This window comes from Uliginosibacterium paludis (assembly GCF_039631355.1).
Classification (GTDB): domain Bacteria; phylum Pseudomonadota; class Gammaproteobacteria; order Burkholderiales; family Rhodocyclaceae; genus Uliginosibacterium; species Uliginosibacterium paludis.
This window is the reverse complement of the sequence record NZ_JBDIVF010000003.1, coordinates 145,731-168,492: the sequence shown is the minus strand read 5'-3', so window position 1 is coordinate 168,492 and position 22,762 is coordinate 145,731. Positions and strand designations below refer to the sequence as shown.

The 22,762-nt window shown below is 63.8% G+C and carries 22 protein-coding genes and 1 tRNA gene; 9 read left to right on the top strand and 14 right to left on the bottom strand.

Features of this window, described 5'->3' with window-relative positions:
* Positions 1–7: 7 nt before the first annotated feature.
* Complete coding sequence (locus tag ABDB87_RS09575) at positions 8–1,204, bottom strand: MFS transporter (protein WP_345926366.1); 1,197 nt, start codon at positions 1,202–1,204, stop codon at positions 8–10.
* Between the two features lie 98 nt (positions 1,205–1,302).
* Here ABDB87_RS09575 and ABDB87_RS09570 point away from each other — a divergent pair, with 98 nt between their 5' ends.
* Positions 1,303–2,106 carry an AraC family transcriptional regulator gene (locus ABDB87_RS09570; protein WP_345926364.1) on the top strand — a complete coding sequence of 268 codons (804 nt, stop codon included), beginning with the start codon at positions 1,303–1,305 and terminating at the stop codon, positions 2,104–2,106.
* Here ABDB87_RS09570 and def read toward each other — a convergent pair.
* Both def and ABDB87_RS09560 read right to left on the bottom strand, forming a co-directional pair.
* Positions 2,081–2,593, bottom strand: a complete 513-nt coding sequence (gene def / locus ABDB87_RS09565; protein WP_345926362.1) for a peptide deformylase — start codon at positions 2,591–2,593, stop codon at positions 2,081–2,083. The two genes, ABDB87_RS09570 and def, sit on opposite strands and share 26 nt — an antisense overlap.
* Positions 2,590–3,333, bottom strand: coding sequence for an S-methyl-5'-thioinosine phosphorylase (locus tag ABDB87_RS09560; protein ID WP_345926360.1), 744 nt, complete (start codon positions 3,331–3,333; stop codon positions 2,590–2,592). The genes def and ABDB87_RS09560 overlap by 4 nt, the downstream gene beginning before the upstream one ends.
* Positions 3,334–3,524: 191 nt before the next feature.
* Between ABDB87_RS09560 and ABDB87_RS09555 the strand changes: the two genes are divergently transcribed.
* Positions 3,525–4,742, top strand: a complete 1,218-nt coding sequence (locus tag ABDB87_RS09555) for a sugar transporter (RefSeq protein ID WP_345926358.1) — start codon at positions 3,525–3,527, stop codon at positions 4,740–4,742.
* A 45-nt stretch (positions 4,743–4,787) separates the two neighbouring features.
* Here ABDB87_RS09555 and ABDB87_RS09550 read toward each other — a convergent pair.
* Positions 4,788–4,869 (bottom strand) — tRNA-Leu (locus tag ABDB87_RS09550).
* 103 nt (positions 4,870–4,972) lie between these two features.
* Between ABDB87_RS09550 and hpnC the strand changes: the two genes are divergently transcribed.
* The 6 genes from hpnC to ABDB87_RS09520 all read left to right on the top strand — a co-directional run bounded on the left by hpnC (position 4,973) and on the right by ABDB87_RS09520 (position 11,349).
* Positions 4,973–5,794, top strand: coding sequence for a squalene synthase HpnC (gene hpnC, locus ABDB87_RS09545; protein ID WP_345927281.1), 822 nt, complete (start codon positions 4,973–4,975; stop codon positions 5,792–5,794).
* Between the two features lie 58 nt (positions 5,795–5,852).
* Positions 5,853–6,686 (top strand): presqualene diphosphate synthase HpnD, encoded by an 834-nt coding sequence (gene hpnD / locus ABDB87_RS09540; RefSeq protein ID WP_345926356.1) that lies wholly within the window; start codon positions 5,853–5,855, stop codon positions 6,684–6,686.
* A 42-nt stretch (positions 6,687–6,728) separates the two neighbouring features.
* Entirely contained in the window at positions 6,729–8,042 is a 1,314-nt protein-coding gene (hpnE, locus tag ABDB87_RS09535) for a hydroxysqualene dehydroxylase HpnE (protein ID WP_345926354.1), read from the top strand.
* A 159-nt stretch (positions 8,043–8,201) separates the two neighbouring features.
* Positions 8,202–9,413 (top strand): cation:proton antiporter, encoded by a 1,212-nt coding sequence (locus ABDB87_RS09530; protein ID WP_345926351.1) that lies wholly within the window; start codon positions 8,202–8,204, stop codon positions 9,411–9,413.
* Positions 9,410–10,534, top strand: coding sequence for a YbdK family carboxylate-amine ligase (locus ABDB87_RS09525; RefSeq protein ID WP_345926349.1), 1,125 nt, complete (start codon positions 9,410–9,412; stop codon positions 10,532–10,534). The genes ABDB87_RS09530 and ABDB87_RS09525 overlap by 4 nt, the downstream gene beginning before the upstream one ends.
* Positions 10,516–11,349: a gamma-glutamyl-gamma-aminobutyrate hydrolase family protein gene (locus ABDB87_RS09520; protein ID WP_345926347.1), complete on the top strand. Its 834-nt coding sequence runs from the start codon at positions 10,516–10,518 to the stop codon at positions 11,347–11,349. Before ABDB87_RS09525 ends, ABDB87_RS09520 begins: the two co-directional genes overlap by 19 nt.
* 7 nt (positions 11,350–11,356) lie before the next feature.
* On the opposite strand, the gene ABDB87_RS09515 is transcribed toward ABDB87_RS09520, so the two are convergent.
* Positions 11,357–11,863, bottom strand: coding sequence for a phasin family protein (locus ABDB87_RS09515; protein WP_345926345.1), 507 nt, complete (start codon positions 11,861–11,863; stop codon positions 11,357–11,359).
* Positions 11,864–12,022: 159 nt separating this feature from the next.
* Here ABDB87_RS09515 and clpB point away from each other — a divergent pair, with 159 nt between their 5' ends.
* Positions 12,023–14,605 (top strand): ATP-dependent chaperone ClpB, encoded by a 2,583-nt coding sequence (clpB, locus tag ABDB87_RS09510; protein ID WP_345926343.1) that lies wholly within the window; start codon positions 12,023–12,025, stop codon positions 14,603–14,605.
* Between the two features lie 10 nt (positions 14,606–14,615).
* Here clpB and ABDB87_RS09505 read toward each other — a convergent pair whose 3' ends face one another.
* Genes ABDB87_RS09505 through gspG form a run of 9 tightly spaced genes read right to left on the bottom strand, consistent with a single transcriptional unit; the run spans position 14,616 to position 22,684 of the window.
* Entirely contained in the window at positions 14,616–14,993 is a 378-nt protein-coding gene (locus ABDB87_RS09505; protein WP_345926341.1) for a type II secretion system protein, read from the bottom strand.
* Between the two features lie 10 nt (positions 14,994–15,003).
* The gene (locus ABDB87_RS09500; protein ID WP_345926339.1) at positions 15,004–16,857 is read right to left on the bottom strand and encodes a type II secretion system protein GspD; all 1,854 of its coding nucleotides are present in this window, start codon (positions 16,855–16,857) and stop codon (positions 15,004–15,006) included.
* Positions 16,858–16,873: 16 nt separating this feature from the next.
* Positions 16,874–17,404, bottom strand: a complete 531-nt coding sequence (locus ABDB87_RS09495) for a hypothetical protein (protein WP_345926337.1) — start codon at positions 17,402–17,404, stop codon at positions 16,874–16,876.
* A complete protein-coding gene (locus tag ABDB87_RS09490) occupies positions 17,401–17,970 on the bottom strand; it encodes a hypothetical protein (protein WP_345926335.1) in 570 nt (189 codons plus the stop codon). Before ABDB87_RS09490 ends, ABDB87_RS09495 begins: the two co-directional genes overlap by 4 nt.
* A complete protein-coding gene (locus tag ABDB87_RS09485; protein WP_345926333.1) occupies positions 17,967–18,542 on the bottom strand; it encodes a hypothetical protein in 576 nt (191 codons plus the stop codon). The genes ABDB87_RS09490 and ABDB87_RS09485 overlap by 4 nt, the downstream gene beginning before the upstream one ends.
* Positions 18,539–19,369 (bottom strand): hypothetical protein, encoded by an 831-nt coding sequence (locus ABDB87_RS09480; RefSeq protein ID WP_345926331.1) that lies wholly within the window; start codon positions 19,367–19,369, stop codon positions 18,539–18,541. Before ABDB87_RS09480 ends, ABDB87_RS09485 begins: the two co-directional genes overlap by 4 nt.
* A complete protein-coding gene (locus ABDB87_RS09475) occupies positions 19,350–21,032 on the bottom strand; it encodes a GspE/PulE family protein (protein ID WP_345926329.1) in 1,683 nt (560 codons plus the stop codon). The genes ABDB87_RS09480 and ABDB87_RS09475 overlap by 20 nt, the downstream gene beginning before the upstream one ends.
* A complete protein-coding gene (locus ABDB87_RS09470; RefSeq protein WP_345926327.1) occupies positions 21,029–22,213 on the bottom strand; it encodes a type II secretion system F family protein in 1,185 nt (394 codons plus the stop codon). The genes ABDB87_RS09475 and ABDB87_RS09470 overlap by 4 nt, the downstream gene beginning before the upstream one ends.
* 30 nt (positions 22,214–22,243) lie before the next feature.
* On the bottom strand, positions 22,244–22,684 hold the full coding sequence (gene gspG, locus ABDB87_RS09465) for a type II secretion system major pseudopilin GspG (RefSeq protein ID WP_345926325.1): 441 nt from the start codon (positions 22,682–22,684) through the stop codon (positions 22,244–22,246).
* Positions 22,685–22,762: the final 78 nt, after the last annotated feature.

Below are 22,762 nucleotides of genomic sequence, written 5' to 3'. Positions count from 1 at the left end.
CCGCCCCTCACTCGTGACGCATGTCCGGCAGGAACACCGCGAGCACGCCCAGCAAGGGCAGCCATGCACACACCTGATACACATATTCGATGCCGCGCAGGTCGGCCAGCCAGCCCAGGGCGGCCGCACCGATCGCACCCATGCCGAAGGCAAAGCCGAAGAACAGTCCGGCCACCATGCCGACCCGGCCCGGCAGAAGTTCCTGCGCATAGACGATGATCGACGAGAAGGCCGAGGCCAGGATGAGACCGATGATGAAGCTCAGCACACTGGTCATTTCCAGGCCCACATGCGGCAGCAGCAAGGTGAACGGCGCCACCCCGAGAATGGAGAACCAGATCACCCGCTTGCGGCCGAAGCGGTCTCCGGCCGGGCCGCCGATCACGGTGCCGGCAGCCACCGCGAACAGGAAGATGAAAAGATGCACCTGTGCCGCCTGGATCGAGAGCCCGAACTTGTGGATCAGGTAGAAAGTGAAGTAACTCGACAGGCTGGCCATGTAGAAGTACTTCGAGAAAATCAGCACCAGCAGGATGCCGATCGAAGTCACAATCCGCTTGCGTGTGAGCCCGTTACCCGCCGTCCCCTGCCGCAGCTTGCTCTTGAACGCGCCGCTGGCCTGCTGATGGGCATACCACTGTCCCACCTTCCAGAGCACGAAGATCGCGAGCAGCGCCGCCAGCGAGAACCAGGCAACGCTGCCCTGCCCGTTCGGAATCACGATCAGCGCGGTCAGCAGCGGGCCCAGCGCCGTGCCTGCATTGCCCCCCACCTGGAAGATCGACTGCGCCAGCCCGACCTTGCCGCCGGAGGCCATCCGCGCCACCCGCGAAGATTCCGGATGGAAAACCGAAGAGCCCGCGCCCACCAGCGCCGCCGCCAGCAGCACCACCGGATAGTTCCAGGCCACGGCCAGCAGGAGCAGGCCGACCAGCGTGCAGCACATGCCGAAAGCGAGCGAATATGGCTGCGGATGCTTGTCGGTGTACATGCCCACCACCGGTTGCAGCAGCGAGGCGGTGGCCTGGTAAGTGAAGGTGATCAGCCCGATCTGGACGAAACTCAGCTCGAAGCTGCCCTTCAGCAAGGGATAGAGGGCGATGATCAACGACTGCATCATGTCGTTGAGGAAATGCGAAACGCTGATCGCACCGAGCACGCGGTACGACGTCTGCTGCGGCAATGACGGATTGGCTGCGGCCATGATGAAGCTCCTCAAGTGGTTTTCGCTCCCGCGCGAAAACGCCTTGTCGCCACTATGGGCGAAGCGCAGAATTCCGGCTCACGGCAAATGGACAGAATATGTCGCAAAACAGCCATCCCCTGCTGATCCGCAGCATCCCCCGCTATGCGCGACTGCCTCGGCCCGTCGTGGCCCGGGTCGAGACCCTGCCGCCCGGCTCGCTCACGCCCTGGCACAGCCATGACTGGTGGCAGCTTGCCTGGGCCATGCGCGGCGTGCTGAACCTCGAAACCCGCCAAGCAAGCTTTGTCGCACCCCCTCAGCGGGCGATCTGGGTACCGCCTGACATCGAACATCAGGCCACCAACAGCTCGCACACCGAAATGCGCAGCCTTTATGTGGCGCGGGAATTGATGAGCTGGGCGCCTGAGCGCTGTCATGTGGTGGAAATCTCGCCGCTCGTGCGCGAACTCATTCTCAGTCTGGGCAGCCTGCCGACGGATTATCCGGAGAACGAACGGAACGAACGCCTGATCGGCGTCCTCATCGATCAGCTCGCCATGCTGCCGGAAGTCGCCTTCAATCTGCCGATGCCGGAAGACGCGCGCCTGAGCCGGATCTGTGCCGCCCTGCAGCTGCAGCCGGACGATCGGCGCACGATGAGCGAGTGGGCCGCGCATGCAGGGCTCAGCGAGCGCAGCCTCGCCCGGCTGTTTGCGCTGCAGACCGGCATGAGCTTCGGAGAGTGGCGACAGCGCCTGCGCCTGCTGCTCGCGATCAATGCGCTGGAGCGCGGCGAACGGGTCACCAGCGTGGCGCTCGATGCCGGCTATGCGTCGGCATCCGCCTTCATTGCGGCCTTCCGGCGCAACTTCGGCCTCACGCCGACGGGCATGTTCAGGCAGGAAACAGCACGTCAGTAAAACCGAAGCGGGAGAAGTCGGTTACCCGCATCGGATAGAGCCGGCCATCCAGGTGATCGCACTCATGCTGCACGACGCGAGCATGAAAGCCCTCCACTTCGCGCTCGATGCGCTGACCATGGGGATCGAATCCGCTGTAGCGCAGGCGGTTGTGGCGCGGCACCACGCCGCGCAGGCCGGGCACCGACAGGCAGCCCTCCCAGCCTTCTTCCATCTCGTCGCCAATGAATTCCAGCACCGGATTGACCAGTACGGTCTGCGGCACCGCAGGCGCATCCGGATAACGCTCGCTGGATTCGAAGCCAAAGATCACCACCCGCAGCCCCACGCCGATCTGCGGCGCAGCCAGACCGACGCCGCCTGCCGCTTCCATGGTGTCGAACATGTCGGCCACCAGCGCGTGCAGTTCGGGCGTGTCGAGCACCTCGACCTCGCGGGCGCGTTCAAGAAGGCGCGGGTCACCCATGCGGAGGATGTCGCGGATCATGCGCAGTGAGTGCAGAAATGCTGAAGCACATTATGGACACGGCTCATCGCCTGCTTGGCAGTCGCCTCGATGCCGGACATCTGGATGCCGTGCAGGCTCGTACCACGCCCTGCCGCATCATTGACCACCAGCACGATCGCCGCGTACGGGATTTCAAGCTCGCGCGCCAGCAGCGCCTCCGGCATACCGGTCATGCCGATGACATGCGCGCCATCGCGTTCGAGTTTCGTGACTTCGGCCGCGGTCTCCAGGCGTGGTCCCTGGGTTGCAGCGTAGGTGCCGCCGTCAATCACCGCTTCGCCCGCCGCCCTGGCCGCCGCGAGGATGCGCTGGCGCAATGCCGTGTCATAGGGTTCGGTGAAATCGACATGTACCACCGGCGTATCGACGCCGTCGAAATAGGTCGCCTGACGCCCCCAGGTGTAATCAAGGATCTGGTCGGGCACCATGATCACGCCGGGCGTCAGGTGATCCTGGATGCCACCGGCCGATGCCACCGAAATGATCGCCTCGGCACCGGCCTGCTTGAGTGCCCAGATGTTGGCGCGGTAATTCACCGCATGCGGCGGAATCGTATGGCCGTATCCATGACGCGCGATGAAAACCGTCTGCTGATCACACATGTGTCCGAACAGCAGCGCGCCCGAGGGCTCGCCATAAGGCGTGCGCACGACTTCGCGCCGGGTAATGTCCAGATTCGAAAGCTGGCTGAGGCCGCTGCCACCGATGATTGCGATCATATGAGCTTGCCCGGAAGAGGAATTTCGATCTTAGCACGCAGGCCCTGCGCCTCAGGCCGGTGCCTGAGGGCGCTTATGAGCTGATAAGGGAATTCGAAGCGGAGACCTGTGCCTGCGGCGTAACATCAAACACATTCCCCGACAATACAAAACAGGCTGGATCGCTGGCAACAGCAGATGCCGCCAGACGCATGCCCCAAGCCCCTGTCTCGAATACCACCGCCTGGTTCCGCGTGATCGCGCTGGCCCTGGGTGCCTTCATCTTCAACACCACCGAGTTTGTCCCGGTCGGCCTGCTCAGCGACATCGCGATGAGCTTCCGCATGGAAACCGCCGAAACCGGGCTGATGATCACCATCTACGCCTGGGTGGTCACGCTCGCTTCGCTGCCGATCATGCTGCTCACGCGCAACATCGAGCGCAAGAAACTCCTCACCGGCACCTTCCTGCTTTTCATCGCGAGCCATCTGCTCTCATCCCAGGCCGGTAACTTCACCGTGCTGATGATTTCGCGCTTTGGCATCGCGCTGGCACACGCCGTGTTCTGGTCGATCACCGTCTCACTCTCGATCCGCGTCGCTCCTGAAGGCAGGAAAGCACAGGCTCTCGGCCTGCTCTCGACCGGCACCGTACTGGCCATGGTTGCCGGAGTGCCGATGGGCCGGATGCTGGGCCAGTTGCTCGGCTGGCGCATGACCTTCCTCGGCATCGCCATCCTCGCCGGTCTGACGCTGCTCGTGCTCGTACGCACCCTGCCCCGCCTGCCAAGCCAGAACACCGGCTCGATCTCCAGCCTGCCCGTGCTCGCCCGGCGTGCGTCGCTCACCCGCATCTACATGCTGACCCTGCTGATCATCACGGGGCACTTCACGGCCTACAGCTACATCGAGCCCTTCGTGCAGGATGTGGCCGCCCGCGAGAACACCTTTGCCACCATCATCCTGCTGCTCTTCGGCGGCGCCGGCATCCTAGGCAGCCTCGTCTTCTCGCGCTTCGGCAACCGCAGCCCCTCGCTGCTCATCACGCTGGCCTGCGCCGTGCTGGCGAGCTGCCTCGCGCTGCTCCTCCCTGCCACGTTTTCCGACGTGCTGCTGTGCAGCCTCAGCGTGATCTGGGGACTGTCGATCATGGTGATCGGTCTGGGCATGCAGGCCAAAGTGCTTGAAGCGGCACCGGATGCCACTGACGTCGCGATGTCGCTTTTCTCGGGCATCTACAACGTCGGCATCGGAGCCGGCGCGCTGCTGGGCAGCAAGATCAGCCTGATCGCCGGCATGTCGCATGTCGGCCAGACCGGAGCGCTGCTGGCTTTCTCGGCCTTCGCATGGTGCGTGATGGTGTTCCGTCGTGATGCGGACGCCCTGCAACTGCGCGCCTGGCTGCTGTCGCGCGTCGCGCGCCAGCCCTGAGGCAGACACTCGACAAGGGCGGGCCTGCGCTGCGCGCTCAGGAAATGCCCGGGAAGGGACTCGAACCCCCACGTATTGCTACGCCAGAACCTAAATCTGGTGCGTCTACCAATTTCGCCACCCGGGCCCGGATGCTGCGCCGCGAATGCAACGCAGGAGCGAAGAGGCGCGGATTATAGCCCAGCTCCATGCCCGATGGCCTGCAGCTTGCGGCTATACTCGCAGCCCTGATGCCTGTCGATCATTACGAAAATTTCCCGGTAGCCTCCTTCCTCCTGCCGCGCCGTCTGCGCGAGCCGGTGGAATCCATCTATGCCTTCGCCCGCAGTGCTGACGACCTCGCAGACGAGGGCAGTGCCTCGCCCGGCGAGCGACTGGCGGCCCTCTCGGCCTACCAGCGCGAACTCGACGTCATCGAGGCCGGCGGCACGCCGGACATCACCCTTTTCGCCCGGCTCGCGCGCAATGTGCGGCAGTGGAATCTGCCCGTCCAGCTGCTGCGCGATCTGCTCGACGCCTTCTCGCAGGACGTCATCAAGAAGCGCTATGCCGACATCGCGGACGTACTTGATTACTGCCGCCGCTCGGCCAACCCGGTCGGCCGCCTGCTGCTCCACCTCTACGGCGCGACGAGCGAGCTCAACCTGCATCGCTCCGATCTCATCTGCTCCTCGCTGCAGCTGATCAACTTCTGGCAGGACGTGGGTGTCGACTGGCAGAAAGACCGCATCTACCTGCCCCAGGACGGACTCGAGCGTTTCGGCGTGACCGAGTCCGCCATTGCTGCCGGGCGGACGGACGACGCCTTCCGCGCCCTGATGGCCTTCGAAGTGCAACGTGCGCGTGCCATGATGCGTGAAGGTGCCCCGCTGGCGCTGGACCTCCCCGGTCGCGCCGGCTGGGAGCTGCGTCTGGTCGTGCAGGGTGGCCTGCGCATCCTCGAGTGCATCGAAGCCGTCAATTACGACGTATTCCGGCAACGCCCCGTGCTCGGCCGCAAGGACTGGCTGCTGATCGGCTGGCGTGCGCTGGGCATGCGCCGCAACGCCTGAACCCTGCCCGCCGCGCCGGCAAACGTGCGGCCGCCATTGCCAGACTGGACATCCCGAGATGAGCCCCGACGACTACTGCGAACAGAAAGCCGCCGCGAGCGGATCGAGTTTCTACTACAGCTTCCGCTTCCTGACGCCTGAACGGCGCCGCGCCATCACGGCGCTGTACGCCTTCTGCCGCGAAGTCGATGACGTTGTCGATGAAACACTGGATCCGGATGTGGCCGCCCGCCAGCTCGACTGGTGGCGCGGCGAGGTGGGCAAGATCTACGCCGGCACGCCGGAGCATCCGGTCGGCCGGGCGCTCAAGGACGTGGTCCAGCAGTTCCGCCTGCCCCAGGAACAGATGCTGGAAATCATCGACGGCATGCAGATGGATCTCGAACAGGCGCGTTATGCCGACTTCAAGGCGCTGCAGCTCTACTGCTATCGGGTCGCCAGCGTGGTGGGGCTCCTCGCCGCCGAAATCTTCGGCTACACGAATCGCCAGACCCTCAAGTACGCCCATGACCTCGGCATCGCTTTCCAGCTGACCAACATCATCCGTGATGTCGGAGAGGATGCGCGCCGCGGCCGCATCTATCTGCCGGTCAGCGAGCTGGAGCAGTTCAACGTTCCGGCGCGCGACATTCTCGAAGCGCGTGACAGCGAAAACTTCCAGCGCCTGATGGCCTTCCAGATCGAGCGTGCGCAAAAGTATTACGACCAGGCCATGGCCCTGCTGCCGAAGGAAGACCGCAAGAGCCAGCGCGCCGGCCTCATCATGGCGGCAATCTACCGCGAGACCCTGCGCGAGATCCAGGCGGACGGCTGCAAGGTCCTGAGCCAGCGCCTCTCGCTGACACCGCTGCGCAAGCTGTGGCTGGCGGTGAAGGCCTGGGTGAAGAGCTGAGATCGCCCGCCTTGTCCACCGCATCGCAGACATTCCGCTGACATGAACACCCGCGTCGCCATCATCGGTGCCGGCTATGCCGGCCTTGCTGCAGCCGTCGAGCTGACCCGGGCCGGGCTGGACGTGGTCGTGTTCGAATCCTCCCGCGTCATGGGCGGTCGGGCGCGTGTGGTCGAAAAGGACGGTCTGCGGCTCGACAACGGACAGCACATCCTGCTCGGCGCCTACACCGAAACACTGCGGCTGCTGCGTTTTCTCGGCGTAAAGCCACGCAGCCTGCTCAGCATGCCCTTCGTGCTGCACGCCCCGGGCCGGCTCACGCTGCGCGCCGCGAGCCTGCCTGCCCCGCTGCATCTGGCCGTCGGCCTGCTGCGCAGTCGCGAACTGGGCTGGGCAGACCGGCTTGCCATGTTGCGGCTGATCCGTTTCCTGAAAAAAACGGACTGGAAACTCGGTGACGACTATCCGGTCAGCGAGCTGCTGACGCGGACCCGGCAAACGCCCCTGCTGCGGGAGGTCGTCTGGGACCAGCTTTGCGTGGCCGCGCTCAACACCCCGCCGGATGAAGCCTCGGCACAGGTTTTCGCCAACGTGCTGCGCGACTCGGTCGGCGCATCGGCACCGGCCTCTGAAATGCTGATTCCGCGCGTGGATCTGACCGAACTGCTGCCGGTACAGGCCGCGGTCTTCCTGGGCATGAATGGCGCCGTCATCCACACGGCCACACCGATCCGGTCGATACGCCAACTGGATGGCCGTTTCTTTCTCGACGGGGATCCGGGCGAAAACTCGCACTTCAGTCATGTGATCGTGGCGACCGCGCCCTACCATGCCAGCCGGCTGCTGGAGGGTTTCGGCGAGCTCAGGCAGTTGCGCGCGCAGATCGATGCGCTCGAGCACGAGCCGATCACGACCATCTATCTGGGTTACGACGAAGACATCCGCCTGCCCGAGCCGATGTTGCAACCGGGCAGCCCGGTGGTGCAGTGGCTGTTCGACCGTCAGCAATTTACCGGCGAGCGCAACGTGTTTGCCGCCGTCATCTCCGCGAGCGGCCCGCACAGCGAGCTTTCGCGCGAGGAACTCGTGCTCCAGACCCACCGTGCGCTCACCGGACTGTTTCCGCACCGGAGCATCCGCGCACCGGCCTGGAGTCAGGTCATCACCGAGAAACGTGCTACCTTTGCCTGTCGCCCCGGCATCAGCCGGCCCCTGACACGCACGCCGAACAACGGCATTTTCCTGGCGGGTGACTACGTTTCGTCACCTTATCCTGCCACGCTGGAGTCCGCTGTCCGCTCCGGCAACAACGCGGCCCGTCACATCCTCCGGAGTCTGCCCGCCGGGCAGGTCTGAGGGAACTTCCTCCGGCACCGCCGGGTCGGACAGCCCGATACCGTATCACCCTCTCCTTTGCCCGCCCCCTGGCGGCGGGGGCCATACGGCCCGGTCCAGCGCGGTCTCTCCACGCCTGGCATCGCATTCCGAACACCATCCGAACACGAGGAGTCTTCGATGGAATCCCTGCTTGCCCTGCATTTTCTGCCGCAATGGCCGCTTCGCTTTGATCCGCTGATTTCTTTCGGCATCGTCCTGTTTCTCGCGATTGCGCTGGGAGAGCTGGCGAGCCGCCTCTACCTGCCACGCATCAGCGCCTACGTCGCCACCGGCGCCGCCCTGAGCTTTGCCAGACTGGATCCGGCGTTGCTCGATCTGCTGCCGGCGGCACACAAGGTCTATGAACTGGCGTTCGCGCTGATCCTTTTCGAACTCGGCCAGCGCATCGACCTGGGCTGGTTGCGCCGCAACCCCTGGCTGCTGGCCACGAGTCTGGCCGAGTCGCTCCTTGCCTTCGTTTTCGTCGGTGCCCTGATGCTGGTGTTCGATCAGCCACCCGTCGTGGCGGCGCTGATCGCGGCCATCGCGTCAGCCACCGGGCCCGCTGCGGTTCTGGGCGTCACGCGGGACAGCGGGTCGCGCGGTCAGGTCACCGATCGCCTGCAGATGCTCGCCGCACTGTCCGCCTGCTACAGCTTCGTAGTGGTCGGCGTCATCTACGCCTGGCAGCATGCGGAATCCGCGGCGCCGCTGAGCATCATCGTGCTGCATCCGCTCTACCTCTTCGCCGGCTCGGCGCTGCTGGGCGGTATCGGTGCCTGGGCCGTGCTCATGCTGCTGGCCCGGATCAGGGCCGGCAACAACAACCAGACGCTGGCGGCGGTTGCCCTGATCGTGGTGATCGTCGCGCTCGCCAACACCCTCGGCCTGTCGGTGGTCCTGAGCCTGCTGGCTGCCGGCGTGCTGACCCGCAGCTTTGATCGTCAGCGTCGCCTCCAGCCGATGGATTTCGGCCTGCTCTCACGCATGTCGCTGATCGTGGTGTTCGTCGGCACCGGCACGCTGCTTGACCCCGCCCAGTTCGCAACGGCACTGGTGCCAGCCATCGGCCTGCTCGCGGCTCGCGCGCTGGGCAAGGCGCTCGGGGTATTCGCCTTCGCGCGACCGAGCGCCCTGCCCGTACGCAAGGCTTCGCTGCTTTCGATCGGCTTGCTGCCGATGTCCGGCGCGGCACTGCTCACGGTCGAGCGCACTGCGGCGCTCTGGCCCGATCTGGGCGCGCAGATCGCCGGTGTCGTGCTCACTGCACTGCTGATCATGGAATTCCTCGCACCGCCCGCGCTGCAGTTTGCGCTGCGCCGTGCCAATGAAACGGGAGAAAACGCATGAGCGAAAGCCATCTCGAATTCAGCCAGTCCAGCCCGCTCACACTCGGCGTCGAGCTGGAGCTGCAGATCGTGAGTCGCCTGGATGGCGACCTCACCGGCGGCGCTTCCGAGTTGCTGGCGCTGATCGAACGCAAGCCGCACTCGGGCGACTTCAAGCCGGAAATGACCGAGAGCATGATCGAGGTCAGCACCGGGGTGCATCAGGATTGCAGCACGCTGCAGGCCGAGCTGCAGGAGGTCCGCAAGACCCTGCTGACCGCTGCAGACCGGCTCAATCTGCTGATCTGCGGCGGCGGCGCCCACCCTTTCCAGCACTGGGCGGAACGCAAGATCTTCGACAAACCGCGCTTTCATCAACTGAACGAACTCTACGGTTACCTTGCCAAGCAGTTCACAGTATTCGGCCAGCATATCCATGTCGGCTGTCCGAACGGCGATGAAGCCATCTTCCTGCTTCACGGCCTCTCGCGCTTCATCCCGCACTTCATCGCGCTCTCGGCCGCGTCACCCTATTACCAGGGCGTGGATACGGCTTTCGAGACCTCGCGGCTGACCGCGGTATCTGCCTTTCCGCTTTCCGGTCGCGCACCGCTCGTGAAGAGCTGGGCTGAGTTCAATGCGTATTTCGACAGCATGAAGGAAAGCGGCGTGGTCGAAAGCATGAAGGATTTCTACTGGGACATCCGGCCCAAGCCGGAATTCGGCACGGTGGAAATCCGCATCTGCGACACGCCCCTCACGCTGCAGCGTGCGGCCGCGCTGGCGGCCTATGCGCAGACCGTGTGCCGCTACCTGCTGATCGAGCGGCCCTTCCTGATCGACGAATCGCTGTATGCCGTCTACACCTTCAACCGCTTCCAGGCCTCGCGCTTCGGCTTTGACGGTGGCCTGCTCGATCCGGTAAAAAAGGCCAAGGTCCTGCTGCGCGAGGATTTTCTCGAGACACTGGATCGCCTCGCCCCGCATGCGGCCGAGCTCGGTACCACCGAACTGCTGGCCAGCCTGCGACGCGCCTGCCATGAAGGCAGCGACGCGCAGTGGATGCGCCGGGTCTATGCCGAACGCAATTCGCTGCCCGATCTCGTCTGGCAACAGGCTCTGCTATGGCGCGAGACGCCCTGATCCCGCCGCTGCGGATCGGGCTCTCAGCCCGTCTGCTGGCTGAACCGCCTGCCGAGCTCGGGTTTCGCGGCAAGACACTGCAATACCTCGAGCAGAGCATCGCGCACTGGATCATGTCGGAAGGCGCGCTCGCCTTCATGCTGCCGACGCTCTCGGGCAGCGGTGGTCTGCACCGCAGCGCGGTACATGTGAGCGACTATGTGAAAGCGATTGACGGGCTGGTGCTGCAGGGCGGGCGGGACGTGAGCCCGGCCAGCTACGGCGAGGAAGCCCTCCGGCCGGAATGGGCCGGCGACCGTGTGCGCGACCTGTATGAGCTGGAGCTGATCTGGGAATGCATCTTCCAGGGCAAGCCGGTGCTGGGCATCTGCCGCGGCTGCCAGCTGCTCAACGTGGCCTTCGGTGGCAGTCTGTACCAGGACATCCTGACCGAGATCCCCGGAGCGATCGCGCATGTGGATGCGGAGGCCTATGACGCACACACGCATCCGGTCGAGTTCGTGCAGGGCTCACTGCTGCAGCGGCTCTATCCGCATGATGCCCTGCCCCGCATTTCCAGTATCCATCACCAGGCCATCCATCGACTCGGCAACAGCCTGATCGTCGAGGCGGTTTCGAATCTGGATCAGGTGGTCGAGGCCGTTCGCTGGCAAGGCAGCAGCTTCGTGTACGGCGTGCAGTGGCATCCGGAGTTCCATGGTCCGGGCGCTGCGCATCTGCTCGACAGCGGCCCTCTTCTGCGGGAGTTCCTGCGCCAGGCAAGGCACCGGGCGCAGGCGGGAGAAAAGGCGGGCACGCCGCCTCCTCCTCCCTGAGGCATACCTAGTGCTTGCTGCGCGAGGCGGTGGTCGCCGAGGCGATCGCTTCGCTGGACGCTTTCGAGACCTGCTCCAGGGTTTTCCGGGCGGTATCGAAGGTGTGCTGCAGGGCCTCCGCCGCCGCCTTGCTGTTGAGCGGCATGCCAGCCAACATCTGTTGCATGGCATCGAACATTTCCTGGCTGCCCTTGTTCAGCTGCTCGCTCATCAGCCGGCCCAGCTCACCCTGCACCTCTGCGGTAATGGCCGAGATGTTCTGACTGCAGGAAAACATCCGCTCCGCGGTCTGGCGGGAATAGCTGGCGCGCAACTCCATCGCCTCCTGCGGCGATTTCGCCTCGGCCAGACGCCTGGCGCTCTGGACACCATCCTCGAAAATTTCCTTCGCCACCTCGACCTGCAACTGCAGGATGCGCTGGGAATTCTCGATCGACATCTGCGCGAGGCGCGTTGCCATTTCGAGATTCTTCTGCTGCATGCGGGCGAATGATTCTTCCGGTTTCGTAGCCATGCAAGGTCTCCTCTGCTCATCGGTACCACTGGAATTCCGCTGCTGCGCCTGCTGTTGCAGCCACGGAGACAAAGACATCTGCGACCTGCCGGTTGCCCTCACTTGAAACACGGCCTAAAGCCCCCCACTTCTGGAGCAGACCGTTAGAGGAGTCCAACCATGCGCTTTGACAAACTCACAACCCTTTTCCAGCACGCGATTGCCGATGCCCAGAGCCTGGCGGTCGGCCATGACTCGCAGTACATCGAACCGCAACACCTGCTCGCCGCCCTGCTCCAGCAGGAAGATGGCGGCAGCGCCTCCCTGCTGACCCGCGCCGGCGTGAATGTGCCCGCCCTGCGCCAGGCGCTCGACCGCGCCATCGACAACCTGACCCAGGTGCAGGGCCACGGTGGCGAAGTGCAGATCGGTCGCGACCTGGCCAACCTGCTCAACCTGACCGACCGCGAAGCCCAGCAGCGAGGCGATCAGTTCATCGCCAGCGAAATGTTTCTGCTCGTGCTCTGCGACGACAAGGGTGCGACCGGCAAGCTGCTGCGCGAACATGGCGGCCAGCGTCGCGCGCTGGAATCTGCCGTAGAAGCGGTACGCGGCGGCGCCAGCGTGAACAGCGCGGAAGCCGAATCACAGCGGGAAGCATTGAAGAAATACTGTCTGGACCTGACTGATCGTGCCCGTCAGGGCAAGCTCGATCCGGTGATCGGGCGGGACGACGAAATCCGCCGCGCGATCCAGATCCTGCAGCGGCGCACGAAGAACAATCCGGTCCTGATCGGCGAGCCGGGCGTAGGCAAGACGGCCATCGTCGAAGGCCTCGCTCAGCGCATCATCAATGATGAAGTCCCCGAGTCACTCAAGGGCAAGCGCGTGCTGTCGCTCGACATGGCTGCCCTGCTTGCCGGTGCCAAATACCGCGGCGAATTCGAAGAGCGACTCAAGGCCGTGCTGAGCGATATCGCGAAGGAAGAAGGCCAGATCATCGTCTTCATCGACGAAATCCATACCATGGTCGGTGCCGGCAAGGCAGAGGGCGCGATGGATGCCGGCAACATGCTGAAGCCGGCGCTCTCGCGCGGCGAGCTGCACTGCATCGGCGCCACCACGCTGGACGAATACCGCAAGTACATCGAGAAGGATGCCGCGCTCGAACGCCGCTTCCAGAAAGTACTGGTCGACGAACCGACAGTGGAATCCACCATCGCCATCCTGCGGGGCCTGCAGGAAAAGTATGAGTTGCACCACGGCGTGGATATCACCGATCCGGCAATCGTGGCTGCCGCCGAGCTTTCCAATCGTTACATCACCGACCGCTTCCTGCCGGACAAGGCGATTGACCTGATCGATGAAGCGGCTGCACGCATCAAGATGGAAATCGACTCGAAGCCCGAGTCGATGGACAAGCTCGAGCGTCGGCTCATCCAGCTGAAGATCGAGCGCGAAGCGGTGCGCAAGGAAAAAGACGAGGGCTCACAGCGCCGATTCGGGCTGATTGAAGAGGAAATCGAACGACTCGAACGCGAATACGCCGACCTGGAAGAAGTCTGGAAAGCCGAGAAAGCCGCGGTGATCGGCAGCCAGCACATCAAGGAAGCGATCGAGAAACTGCGCGTCCAGATGGACGAGGCACGGCGCGAAGGCGACTGGCAGAAGATGAGCGAGCTGCAGTATGGCGAGCTGCCCAAGCTCGAAGCCCAGCTGAAGGCCGCTGAAGGCAGCGAGGATGTGAAAGCCCCGAACAAGCTGCTGCGCACGCAGGTCGGCGCCGAGGAAATCGCCGAGGTCGTGTCACGCGCGACCGGGATTCCGGTTGCCAAGATGATGCAGGGCGAACGCGAGAAGCTGCTGAAGATGGAAGAGCGTCTGCATGAGCGCGTGATCGGTCAGGACGAAGCGGTGCGACTGGTGGCGGACGCGATCCGCCGCTCCCGTGCCGGCCTCTCGGAGGAAGGGCGGCCCTACGGCTCCTTCCTCTTTCTCGGCCCGACCGGCGTGGGCAAGACCGAGCTGTGCAAGACGCTGGCCGGCTTCCTGTTCGACAGCGAGGAACACCTGATCCGCATCGACATGAGTGAATTCATGGAGAAGCATTCGGTGGCCCGTCTCATCGGTGCGCCGCCGGGATACGTCGGCTATGAAGAAGGGGGTTACCTGACCGAGCAGGTGCGCCGCAAGCCCTATTCGGTGCTGCTGTTCGACGAGGTCGAAAAAGCGCATCCGGACGTGTTCAACGTGCTGCTGCAGGTGCTCGATGACGGCCGCATGACCGATGGACAGGGTCGCACTGTTGATTTCCGCAACACGGTGATCGTGATGACCTCCAACCTGGGCAGCCAGATGATCCAGCAGATGGCAGGAGAGCCCTATACCGCGGTGAAGTCGGCAGTCATGAACGAGGTGAAGACCTTCTTCCGGCCGGAGTTCATCAACCGGATCGACGAGGTCGTGGTGTTCCATTCGCTGGGTGACGCGCACATCCGCTCGATTGCCCGGATCCAGCTCGACAATCTGAAGCGCCGCCTCGGGCGCCTGGAGATCGGACTCACGGTCACCGATGCCGCGCTCGGTGAAGTCGCCAAGGCGGGCTTCGATCCGGTTTTCGGCGCGCGCCCCCTCAAGCGTGCCATCCAGGAGCACATCGAGAATCCGCTCTCGAAGCAGATTCTGGAAGGACGTTTCGGCGCGAAGGATACGGTGGTGGTGGATGCCTCAGGAGACGGTCTGAGCTTCCACAAACCGAACTGAGCCCGGCGCATCAGAGCGCGCTGTAGGCACGCCCGTCACTGGTATGCCCCTTGGCTCCGCTGCGCAGGTCATACACCTGACCACGCAGCGGAGGCTCGGGTGGCACGATGATCCAGGTCTGGGTGCTCTGGGTCACCGGATCCATCGGGAGTTGCCGCAGGTAACGCTTGTCTACCAGTTCGCCCAGCGAATCCGGATAGCGGCCGGTATCACCGTAGAACTTGTCGATCACGTCACGCGTGATCTTCAGGTTCTCCATGAGCACCGCATCCTTCGATCGTTCAAGGCTCGAGAAGTAGCGCGGCACCGCAATCGTCAGCAGCAAGGCCAGGATGGCCATGGCGACAATCATTTCGATCAGGGTAAAACCCCGCTGACGAAGGCTCATGCGGCGCGACTCAGTCAACCGAACCTCCGAAGCCGCGTGAAGAAGGATTGCCCTGCTGCTGGCGCCCGTCCTGATAGCCCGCGCCCTGGCTCTGCTGTACCGGCTGCTGAGAAGGTGTATCGACGGTGATGCCGCCACCACCGCCACTGTCACCGTCGCGACGGCCACGCACGCTGCTGACCGTGCCGGCATCGAAGCGCGTGTCATCGCTGCCCCGCATGTCGTTGCCCCGGATCAGCCGCGGTGTGATCGACAACACGATTTCGGTCTTGCCCTTGTCATCGCTGTCAGAGCGGAAAAGATGGCCGAGGATCGGGATGTCGCCCAGCAGCGGGACTTTGGTCACGGTCTTCTTGTCGGAGTCCTGGATCAGGCCGGCAAGAATCTGGTTCTCGCCATCCTTCAGCCGCAAGACGGTTGAAGCATTGCGGGTGCCGATCCGATAGGCCACCGTGCCGCTGCTCGAGTTCTGGATGGTGCTGTTGATGCTGGAGACCTCCATGCCGATCTTCAGCGCGATTTCATTGCCCGGGAAGATCTGGGGCTCGACATCGAGCTTGAGCCCCACGTCCACATAGGTAATGTTCTGGCTCGTCACCCCGTTCGAGGTAGCGGTGGAACTGATATTGGGCACCCGCTCACCGATCAGGATCTTCGCCTTCTCGCGGTTCTTGGCCCGGATTCTCGGGTTCGCGAGCACGTTGACCTTGTTGTCGGTCGCGCCGAAATTCAGCGTCGTGGATCCGATCGACATGCCAAGGCTCGCCGGCGTCAGATTGTAGAGGTCGCGCAGCGTCAGCGTGTTCGTGCTCGAGCTGCTCACATAGCCCGAAGTCGTATCGGTCGTGCTGGAAGTCGTCGAGACGTTGCGCGCCAGAGGCGTCAGCGCCATCGACTGCGGCCAGGCGACGCCCAGGTTCTGCAAATGTCCCTTGCTGACCTCCAGGATCGCGACCTCAAGCATGACCTCGGGCTCCGGGACATCGTGCATGGCTACGAGTTTCTCGGCCATCGCGATGGCCGAGGGCGTATCGCGCACCACGATCATGTTGAGTTTTTCATCAACGACCAGATCCTTGAAGCGCAGTACCGTTTTCAGGCTGTTGGCCACGAACTTGGCATCGGCATTGGCCAGCTGGAAGCTGCGCACCACAAGGGACTGGTAATCGCGCTGCTTGCCGGCGTCATCGGCATACACAAGCAGGGTGTGCTCATCCAGCTCACGCCAGGCGAGCCCGCTGGTCAGCACAATCTTCTCGATCGCCGAGCGCACCGTGGTGTTGCGCAGGTATACGGTGGTGGACAACTCAGCCGGCACATCCCGATCGAAAATCACGTTCATGCCGGAAGTCCGGCCGATCACGTCAAACAGCGAGCGAACCGAAGCGTTGCGGAACTCCAGCGTCACGCGCCGCTCCAGCGGCGGAACTTCAGGCTGCGGCTTCGGCGCATCAAGCCGTGCAGCTTCGGCAACCGGCAGCGTCACCGCGCCGCCCGCCTTGCCGGCAACCTCCCCAGGCTTCGCGGGCGGCAAGGCCGGCCCTTCGTACTGACCGGTCAAGGCCTGCAACTGCCGATAGGCTTCCATCGCCTCCTCGGGTTGCCCGGCAGCAATCGCAGACTCGGCCCAGCGGCGCAGACGCTGCGCCTGCAGCGTTTTCGCCTCGGCAGCCTCGCTGCGCAATGCGGTATTGGCAGGATCGTCCTCGCTCGCCTTGCGAATCGTTGCGTAAGCCTCCGCCGACTTGCCGGCCGCCACACCTTCTGCGGTGCGCGGCCGGGAGCCGGCACAACCCGCCTGCAAAACCAGTGTCAGCATCAACGCGGCAATCGGCAGGAGTCTGATCGGCTTGTCCTTGTCCATGTACATGTTCTTTCTTCTAATGCTTGTCGCTGTCAATCGCAATCAGGAAGCTCGTCTTGTCTGCCACGTTCGTCACCCGGAGCGTATCGCCCGAATCGGATTCAAGCCGGAAACCGACCGCTTCCTCTCCGGGCCGCAGCACGTGCACGGCGTTGTCGCGCTCCAGAAAATAGCGCCAGTGTCCCTGCTCCTCCAGCCTGCCGATCAGCTTGAAGGGCACCTCGGGAGGCGGCGGCGGTGGCGGCGCCTCGTTCTGCGCCTGAGGTGGCGCAGCCACGACCGGCGGCGCGAAAATATCCCGGCCGGATGAGGCCAGTTCGAACCAGCCCGCGCGGGAACGGAGCCGACGGACCGGCCCGGTATCGGTTTCGGGCTCGGCGGCAGCAGGCACCGCCGTTTCGGGCCGGACCGCAGCCGCCGGACGGGCACGCTCGGCGCCGCGTGCGGCAACCGGCTCATTGACCGGCGTCTTGTCACCAAAGATCGCCAGCCAGGCCGCGATCACGAGACCGACCAGCATCAGTCCCATGCGAAGCTTCGGACTCATGGCCGCCCTCCCTGCTTCGATTCCGGCAGTTGCCACAGGGAAAGGGCGATCTGGGCGTCCACCACGTCAGGACGGGTGTCGTCGCGCTTGATCGAGATCTGGTCTATCGACACCGAGGGCATGTATTCGAGCAGATCACCGCAGAAGCGCTTCACCGCCAGATAGCTGCCCTTGAGCGGCATCGTTACCTGCAGTTGGGAGAAAACGCCCTGCCCGTCCTGCTGGCGTCTCATGTCGAGCTGGCCCGGTTGGAGCCCCAGCTCGCTGGCCTTCTGATGGATCACGCGCAACTGCGTCGGCGTTGCATCCTGCATCACAAGCACTTCGCGGAAGCTCGCCAGGGGCGGCATGGCCGCCTTCACGCCCGAGACCGAGCCCCGTGCATCACGATCGAACTCGGCATTGGCGTCAGCAAGCCGCGCAAACTGGATGGGCAGCCAGGCCGCCACGCCCAGCAGCAGCAGCACCGAGACGGCGGCCAACGGCAGGCGCCAGCCATGGCGCCAGTAGGCCAGCTCCACCATCAGGCGGAAGCGGGCGCCGGAGGGCAAACGGATTTCTCTCATTCGCGCTCCTTCGCAGGTGCGCGTTCGATCGCTCGCGCAACAGCATCCCCTTGAGGCAGCTCCAGCGTGAAGCGCCAGAGACCGCCATCACCGCTGCCGGCAGGCTCCTGCCGGCTCAATGCAAAACCGGAAAACCCTTCTTCTGTCTTCAGCGCTTCCAGATAATCCAGCGCCTGCGGCAGCGATCGGGCCTCGAAAACCAGGCGCAGGTTCGCACGTACCGGCCCGGCTTCGATCGATACCGGCTTGATGCCTTCGTCGGTATGCTGTTCGATCTGCGCGAGTTGCCGGATCAGGGGGTAAGCCATCATCCGGACGACACCGTTGACGGCTTCTGCCGCATCACTCGAAATCGCTTCCTGATTCACTGCGGCCTCACGCAAGGCTTCACGATCAGCCGAACGCTCGGCAACCAGCGCACGCAAGGCCTGCGCACGGGATGCCTGGTGCATGCCAATGGCAATCCCGGCCACGCTCAGAGACAGGCAGACCACCGCAACCAGCAACAGGCGGCGCGATGTGGCGTCCGGCGCCCGGATGTCGCTGGAAAAATCGATATCCAGTGGCTTCATGCCGCCACTCCCTGCATGCCCAATTCAAAGGACTCCGAACCCGAGGGCACTTCAACAGGTTTGGACTTGCGACGCCGGCGAGGCAGCACGATTTTCAGGCCCGCCAGCTGGACGCCGGGAGCATTGCCACGAATGCGACCGAAGACGTGAAGGTCTTCGCCCCGCGGCGCCGCACGGCGCAGCATCTCGGCTTCGAGCAGGAATTCGGCAAGCTGCACGCTCGGCGGCACTGCCGTCGGATGGTGGCGAACATGACAAATGCGTGAGCCCGAAAACTGGAACAGCGTAATGCCGGTAGAGCCGGCACACAGCGCCCAGCCCGAGGAAGGCAGGCGGCCGGCATGCCGCCCCAGCATCCGGATCGACGCGGGCTGCAGCGAAGCAAGCTTCCAGGCCTCACCCGGTGGCGCGCGCAAGGCCTCCACCAGACCGAGCGGCAGGGCGCAGGCGAGCATGAGCCCGCTGCTCTGCCAGTCTGCAGAAAGGCTCCAGGCATCGGGTTTCAGGCCGAAAAGGTCGGCAAAGCGCGCGGCGGTCAAGGCACGCAACTCGGACAACTGGCCGATGCCCTCCGGCACCGCCTGCATCCAGTAACGGCTCCAGTGATCGGAAACCGTGGCATGAAGCGCGATATCGCCTTCGACGCCAGCCTTGGCTATCAGGGCGGACAGCGCTGAAAGCCAGACGGCACTCTCCGGCAAGGCCGCATCCTTGCCTGCGGCCATCTCGACCGAAGCCAGGAGCTTACCGCTGTCAGCCGTGAGCAGCGTCATTTCGTCGACGCCAACGCCCAGCACCAGGCGCTGATTACGCTGCGAGCGTGACACGGCGCACCTCCTCAAGCGTGGTCTCGCCATTGGCGACAAGCGCCAGGGCATCTTCGTAAAGACTCCGGGTGCCATTGCGTTTTGCGGCTTCCATGATCTGCCGCACCGAGCGCCGCTCGACAATCAGCTCCGCAATTTCCGGATTCATCGTCAGCACCTCCGCCACCGCCTTGCGCCCCCGGTACCCCGAGCCCCGGCAGTCACCACAGCCTACGCCCCTCATGAACACGTACTTCTCGACCGCAGCTGGCGTGAGACCGGCATCGGCAAGCTCCGCATCCGTCGGCCGGTAGCTCACCGAGCAGTGGCGACAGTTCATGCGCACCAACCGCTGTGCGATGACACCATTGAGCGCGGACACAAAGGAATAGAGATCAACACCGATGTGATGGAAGCGGCCGAACACGTCATAGACGTTGTTGGCGTGAACCGTCGAGAGCACAAGGTGACCGGTCAGCGCGGACTGCACGGCGATCTCGGCCGTTTCCTTGTCGCGGATTTCGCCCACCATGATCTTGTCCGGGTCATGACGCAGGATGGAACGCAGACCGCGTGCGAAAGTCAGTCCCTTCTTGTCGTTGACCGGAATCTGCAGGATGCCCGGCAACTGGTACTCGACCGGATCCTCGATGGTGATGATCTTGTCGCGACCGTGGTTGATCTCGGACAGCGCGGCATAGAGGGTGGTGGTCTTGCCCGAACCGGTCGGCCCCGTCACAAGCACCATGCCATAGGGTTCCACCACCAGCCGGCGCAGGGTCGCCAGCGTATCGGGATCAAAGCCGGCCGCATCGAGTGTGAGGCCACCGTGTGCTTCGACCATGGCCTGCTTGTCGAGAATCCGGATCACCGCATCCTCGCCGTGGATAGAAGGCATGATCGACACGCGAAGGTCGATCTCCCGGCCCAGGGCCTCTACCCGGAAGCTGCCGTCCTGCGGCACGCGACGCTCCGCGATATCCAGCTCGGAGAGCACCTTGATGCGGGAAATCACCTGTTCGGCCAGAGCGACACCGGGAATCGTGGTGACCAGATCGAGCACACCGTCGATACGGTACTTCGACACCATGCCCTGTGGCGTGCTCTCGAGGTGGATGTCGCTCACGCCCTGGCGCAAGGCGTCATAGAGCGTGGAGTTGACCAGCTTCACGGCCGGGCTCGCCGCATCGCTCACCGATGCGAAGCTCAGGCTCTCCAGCGCCTTGCCGTCGGCCGCAGCGGCAGGATCGGTGGTGATCAGGCCATCAATCGCGCGCATCGAGGCTTCCTGACGCGAGAGGTAGGCCTGGATATCGGCCGGCAGGGCAAGCCGGTAATTGAGGGCCTTGCCGGTCGCGCTTTCGAGCCAGACCTGCAGGTCTGCATCGAAAGGATCGGAGATCACCGCGATCAGGCGCTTCTGGTCCGACTTGTCGCGAAGGATGGCACAGCCTCTGCCCTGCGCCTTACCCAAGGGCATCAGATCGAATGCCGTCAGCATATCGAGCATCTCGCTGGTCTCGATGACCGGGTAGTGGAACCGCGCAGCCAGCGCACGCACAACCTCACGCGCCTCCATGCGGGTAATGCCTTCAAGCTCTGCCACCAGATGGCGGCCCGAGGCCAGCACCGCTTCTCTGGCACGCAGCAGGGTTTCGGTTTCGATCATGAGGGAAGCAGTCATTGCAGCGAACCGGCCAGATCAAAAATGGGCATGTAGAGCAGAACGATGATGACGCCGATGATGCCGCCAATCACCGCCATCAGTGCCGGTTCGAAAACCTTCGAGAAACGCTCGATCCAGCGTGCGCTCTCGCCTTCATAGAAATTGGCTGACCGGATCAGCATCGCGCCCAGCTGCCCCGAGCGCTCACCGACCCGCAGCATGCGCAGCGCGATCGGGGTCGTGAGGTCATGGCGCTCGAATGCCTGCGACAAGGGTTCGCCACTGGAAATGTCGGCGCAGCCAAGTCGCAGTCGCGTCCGCGTTTCCTGGGACACCGAGGCCTCGAGCATTTCCATGGCCATGACGATTGGAATGCCGCCTTCAAGCAACATGCCCAGCGTGAGGTAAAGCCGCGAAAGTTCGAGGATGCGTGCGCGCTCGCCGATACCGGGAATCCGCTTGGCCATCTGTGCCCAGCGCCCTTCCCTCGAATTCCGCCGGAAGAGCCACACGCCGCCACAGATCACGATGGCCAGCGCGATGAGCACGAGCATGGTGTGCTGGCCCAGCAGCTCGCCCCAGCTCAGAAGCAAGCGGGACATGAAAGGCATGTCGCGACCGCTGTCCTTGTACACCGCGGCAAACTTCGGCACGACGTAGGTCATCAGGAACAGGCCGACGAGCCCGCCGACGACGAAGAGGACGGCAGGATAGATCGTCGCGCTGACGATCTTGCTGCGAACCATGTCAAGCCGGGTCTGGTAATCGATATAGCGGCGGAGGGCCTGCCCCAGATCACTGGTGCGCTCTGCCGCCCGAACGATGCCGATATAGAGCGGTGGGAAATGCTCGGGCTGCGCGGACACCGCATCCGACAACCGGGCTCCTTCCCGAATGCGGGCGATCAGGCCTTCCATGACACTGCGCGAGGCCGGCGTGGTCTCCTTCTCGAGCAGGCCTTCAAGTGCCTCGACGAGGCTCAGACCCGCTTCGAGCAGCGAGAGCAGTTCCTGACTGAACATCACGAGCGAGAAGCCGCCACGCGATGCACTGCGGCGGGAAGCCTTGCGACCACGCAGGCTGATGATCGTCAGCTTGCGCGCCTCGACGCTCTTGCGCGCCGAGGCGGCATCAGCGGCCTCGACCAGCAGGGTCTGGACGCGGTTGTCTGGCGAAAGCGCACGAACCTCAAACTGCATGAGGGTTTCGTCCTGTCAGTCGACGATGAATCAGTTCAGCACATCGGCGGCCGAATCGGTCCCGCCAGGCTGAGCATCACTGCCATACGAAATGATGTCGAATTCCCTGCCACGCGAACCCGGGTTCTTGTAGATGTAGGCCTTGCCCCAGGGGTCGAGCGGAATTTCCTTGGCAAGGTAGGGACCATTCCAGGTCCGCACGTTAACCGGCTTGGTCATCAGTGCAGCCAGCCCTTCAGCGCTCGTGGGGTAACGGCCGGTATCTAGGCGGAAGGTATCAAGCGCCTTCGCGAAAGCCTCGATCTGGGCTTTCGCCACGTTCTGCTCCGATTTGCCGAGCTGCGAAAAATACTTCGGCCCGACATACGCGGCCAGCAGCCCGATGATGGCCATGACGACCAGCAGCTCAAGCAGTGTGAAACCCTTCGCGCCAGCCCGGGCGCCACAACGCGTTGCCTGATTCAGCATCATTTTCATGCATCCTGTCGATGTTCTTTTGTGTGTGTGCAGCCTGTGCAGGCTGTCGTCTCCATCACGCTAGACTGCCAT

What these genes read in the sequence shown, in the direction of transcription:
- ABDB87_RS09575 (WP_345926366.1), bottom strand. Translation starts at nt 1,204, where the DNA reads ATGGCCGCAGCCAATCCGTCATTGCCGCAGCAGACGTCGTACCGCGTG.
- ABDB87_RS09485 (WP_345926333.1), bottom strand. Translation starts at nt 18,542, where the DNA reads ATGAAGCCACTGGATATCGATTTTTCCAGCGACATCCGGGCGCCGGAC.
- ABDB87_RS09475 (WP_345926329.1), bottom strand. Translation starts at nt 21,032, where the DNA reads ATGACTGCTTCCCTCATGATCGAAACCGAAACCCTGCTGCGTGCCAGA.
- ABDB87_RS09470 (WP_345926327.1), bottom strand. Translation starts at nt 22,213, where the DNA reads ATGCAGTTTGAGGTTCGTGCGCTTTCGCCAGACAACCGCGTCCAGACC.
- ABDB87_RS09495 (WP_345926337.1), bottom strand. Translation starts at nt 17,404, where the DNA reads ATGAGTCCGAAGCTTCGCATGGGACTGATGCTGGTCGGTCTCGTGATC.
- def (WP_345926362.1), bottom strand. Translation starts at nt 2,593, where the DNA reads ATGATCCGCGACATCCTCCGCATGGGTGACCCGCGCCTTCTTGAACGC.
- ABDB87_RS09505 (WP_345926341.1), bottom strand. Translation starts at nt 14,993, where the DNA reads ATGAGCCTTCGTCAGCGGGGTTTTACCCTGATCGAAATGATTGTCGCC.
- clpB (WP_345926343.1), top strand. Translation starts at nt 12,023, where the DNA reads ATGCGCTTTGACAAACTCACAACCCTTTTCCAGCACGCGATTGCCGAT.
- ABDB87_RS09515 (WP_345926345.1), bottom strand. Translation starts at nt 11,863, where the DNA reads ATGGCTACGAAACCGGAAGAATCATTCGCCCGCATGCAGCAGAAGAAT.
- ABDB87_RS09570 (WP_345926364.1), top strand. Translation starts at nt 1,303, where the DNA reads ATGTCGCAAAACAGCCATCCCCTGCTGATCCGCAGCATCCCCCGCTAT.
- ABDB87_RS09490 (WP_345926335.1), bottom strand. Translation starts at nt 17,970, where the DNA reads ATGAGAGAAATCCGTTTGCCCTCCGGCGCCCGCTTCCGCCTGATGGTG.
- ABDB87_RS09530 (WP_345926351.1), top strand. Translation starts at nt 8,202, where the DNA reads ATGGAATCCCTGCTTGCCCTGCATTTTCTGCCGCAATGGCCGCTTCGC.
- ABDB87_RS09500 (WP_345926339.1), bottom strand. Translation starts at nt 16,857, where the DNA reads ATGGACAAGGACAAGCCGATCAGACTCCTGCCGATTGCCGCGTTGATG.
- ABDB87_RS09560 (WP_345926360.1), bottom strand. Translation starts at nt 3,333, where the DNA reads ATGATCGCAATCATCGGTGGCAGCGGCCTCAGCCAGCTTTCGAATCTG.
- gspG (WP_345926325.1), bottom strand. Translation starts at nt 22,684, where the DNA reads ATGATGCTGAATCAGGCAACGCGTTGTGGCGCCCGGGCTGGCGCGAAG.
- ABDB87_RS09525 (WP_345926349.1), top strand. Translation starts at nt 9,410, where the DNA reads ATGAGCGAAAGCCATCTCGAATTCAGCCAGTCCAGCCCGCTCACACTC.
- ABDB87_RS09555 (WP_345926358.1), top strand. Translation starts at nt 3,525, where the DNA reads ATGCCCCAAGCCCCTGTCTCGAATACCACCGCCTGGTTCCGCGTGATC.
- hpnD (WP_345926356.1), top strand. Translation starts at nt 5,853, where the DNA reads ATGAGCCCCGACGACTACTGCGAACAGAAAGCCGCCGCGAGCGGATCG.
- hpnC (WP_345927281.1), top strand. Translation starts at nt 4,973, where the DNA reads ATGCCTGTCGATCATTACGAAAATTTCCCGGTAGCCTCCTTCCTCCTG.
- ABDB87_RS09520 (WP_345926347.1), top strand. Translation starts at nt 10,516, where the DNA reads ATGGCGCGAGACGCCCTGATCCCGCCGCTGCGGATCGGGCTCTCAGCC.
- hpnE (WP_345926354.1), top strand. Translation starts at nt 6,729, where the DNA reads ATGAACACCCGCGTCGCCATCATCGGTGCCGGCTATGCCGGCCTTGCT.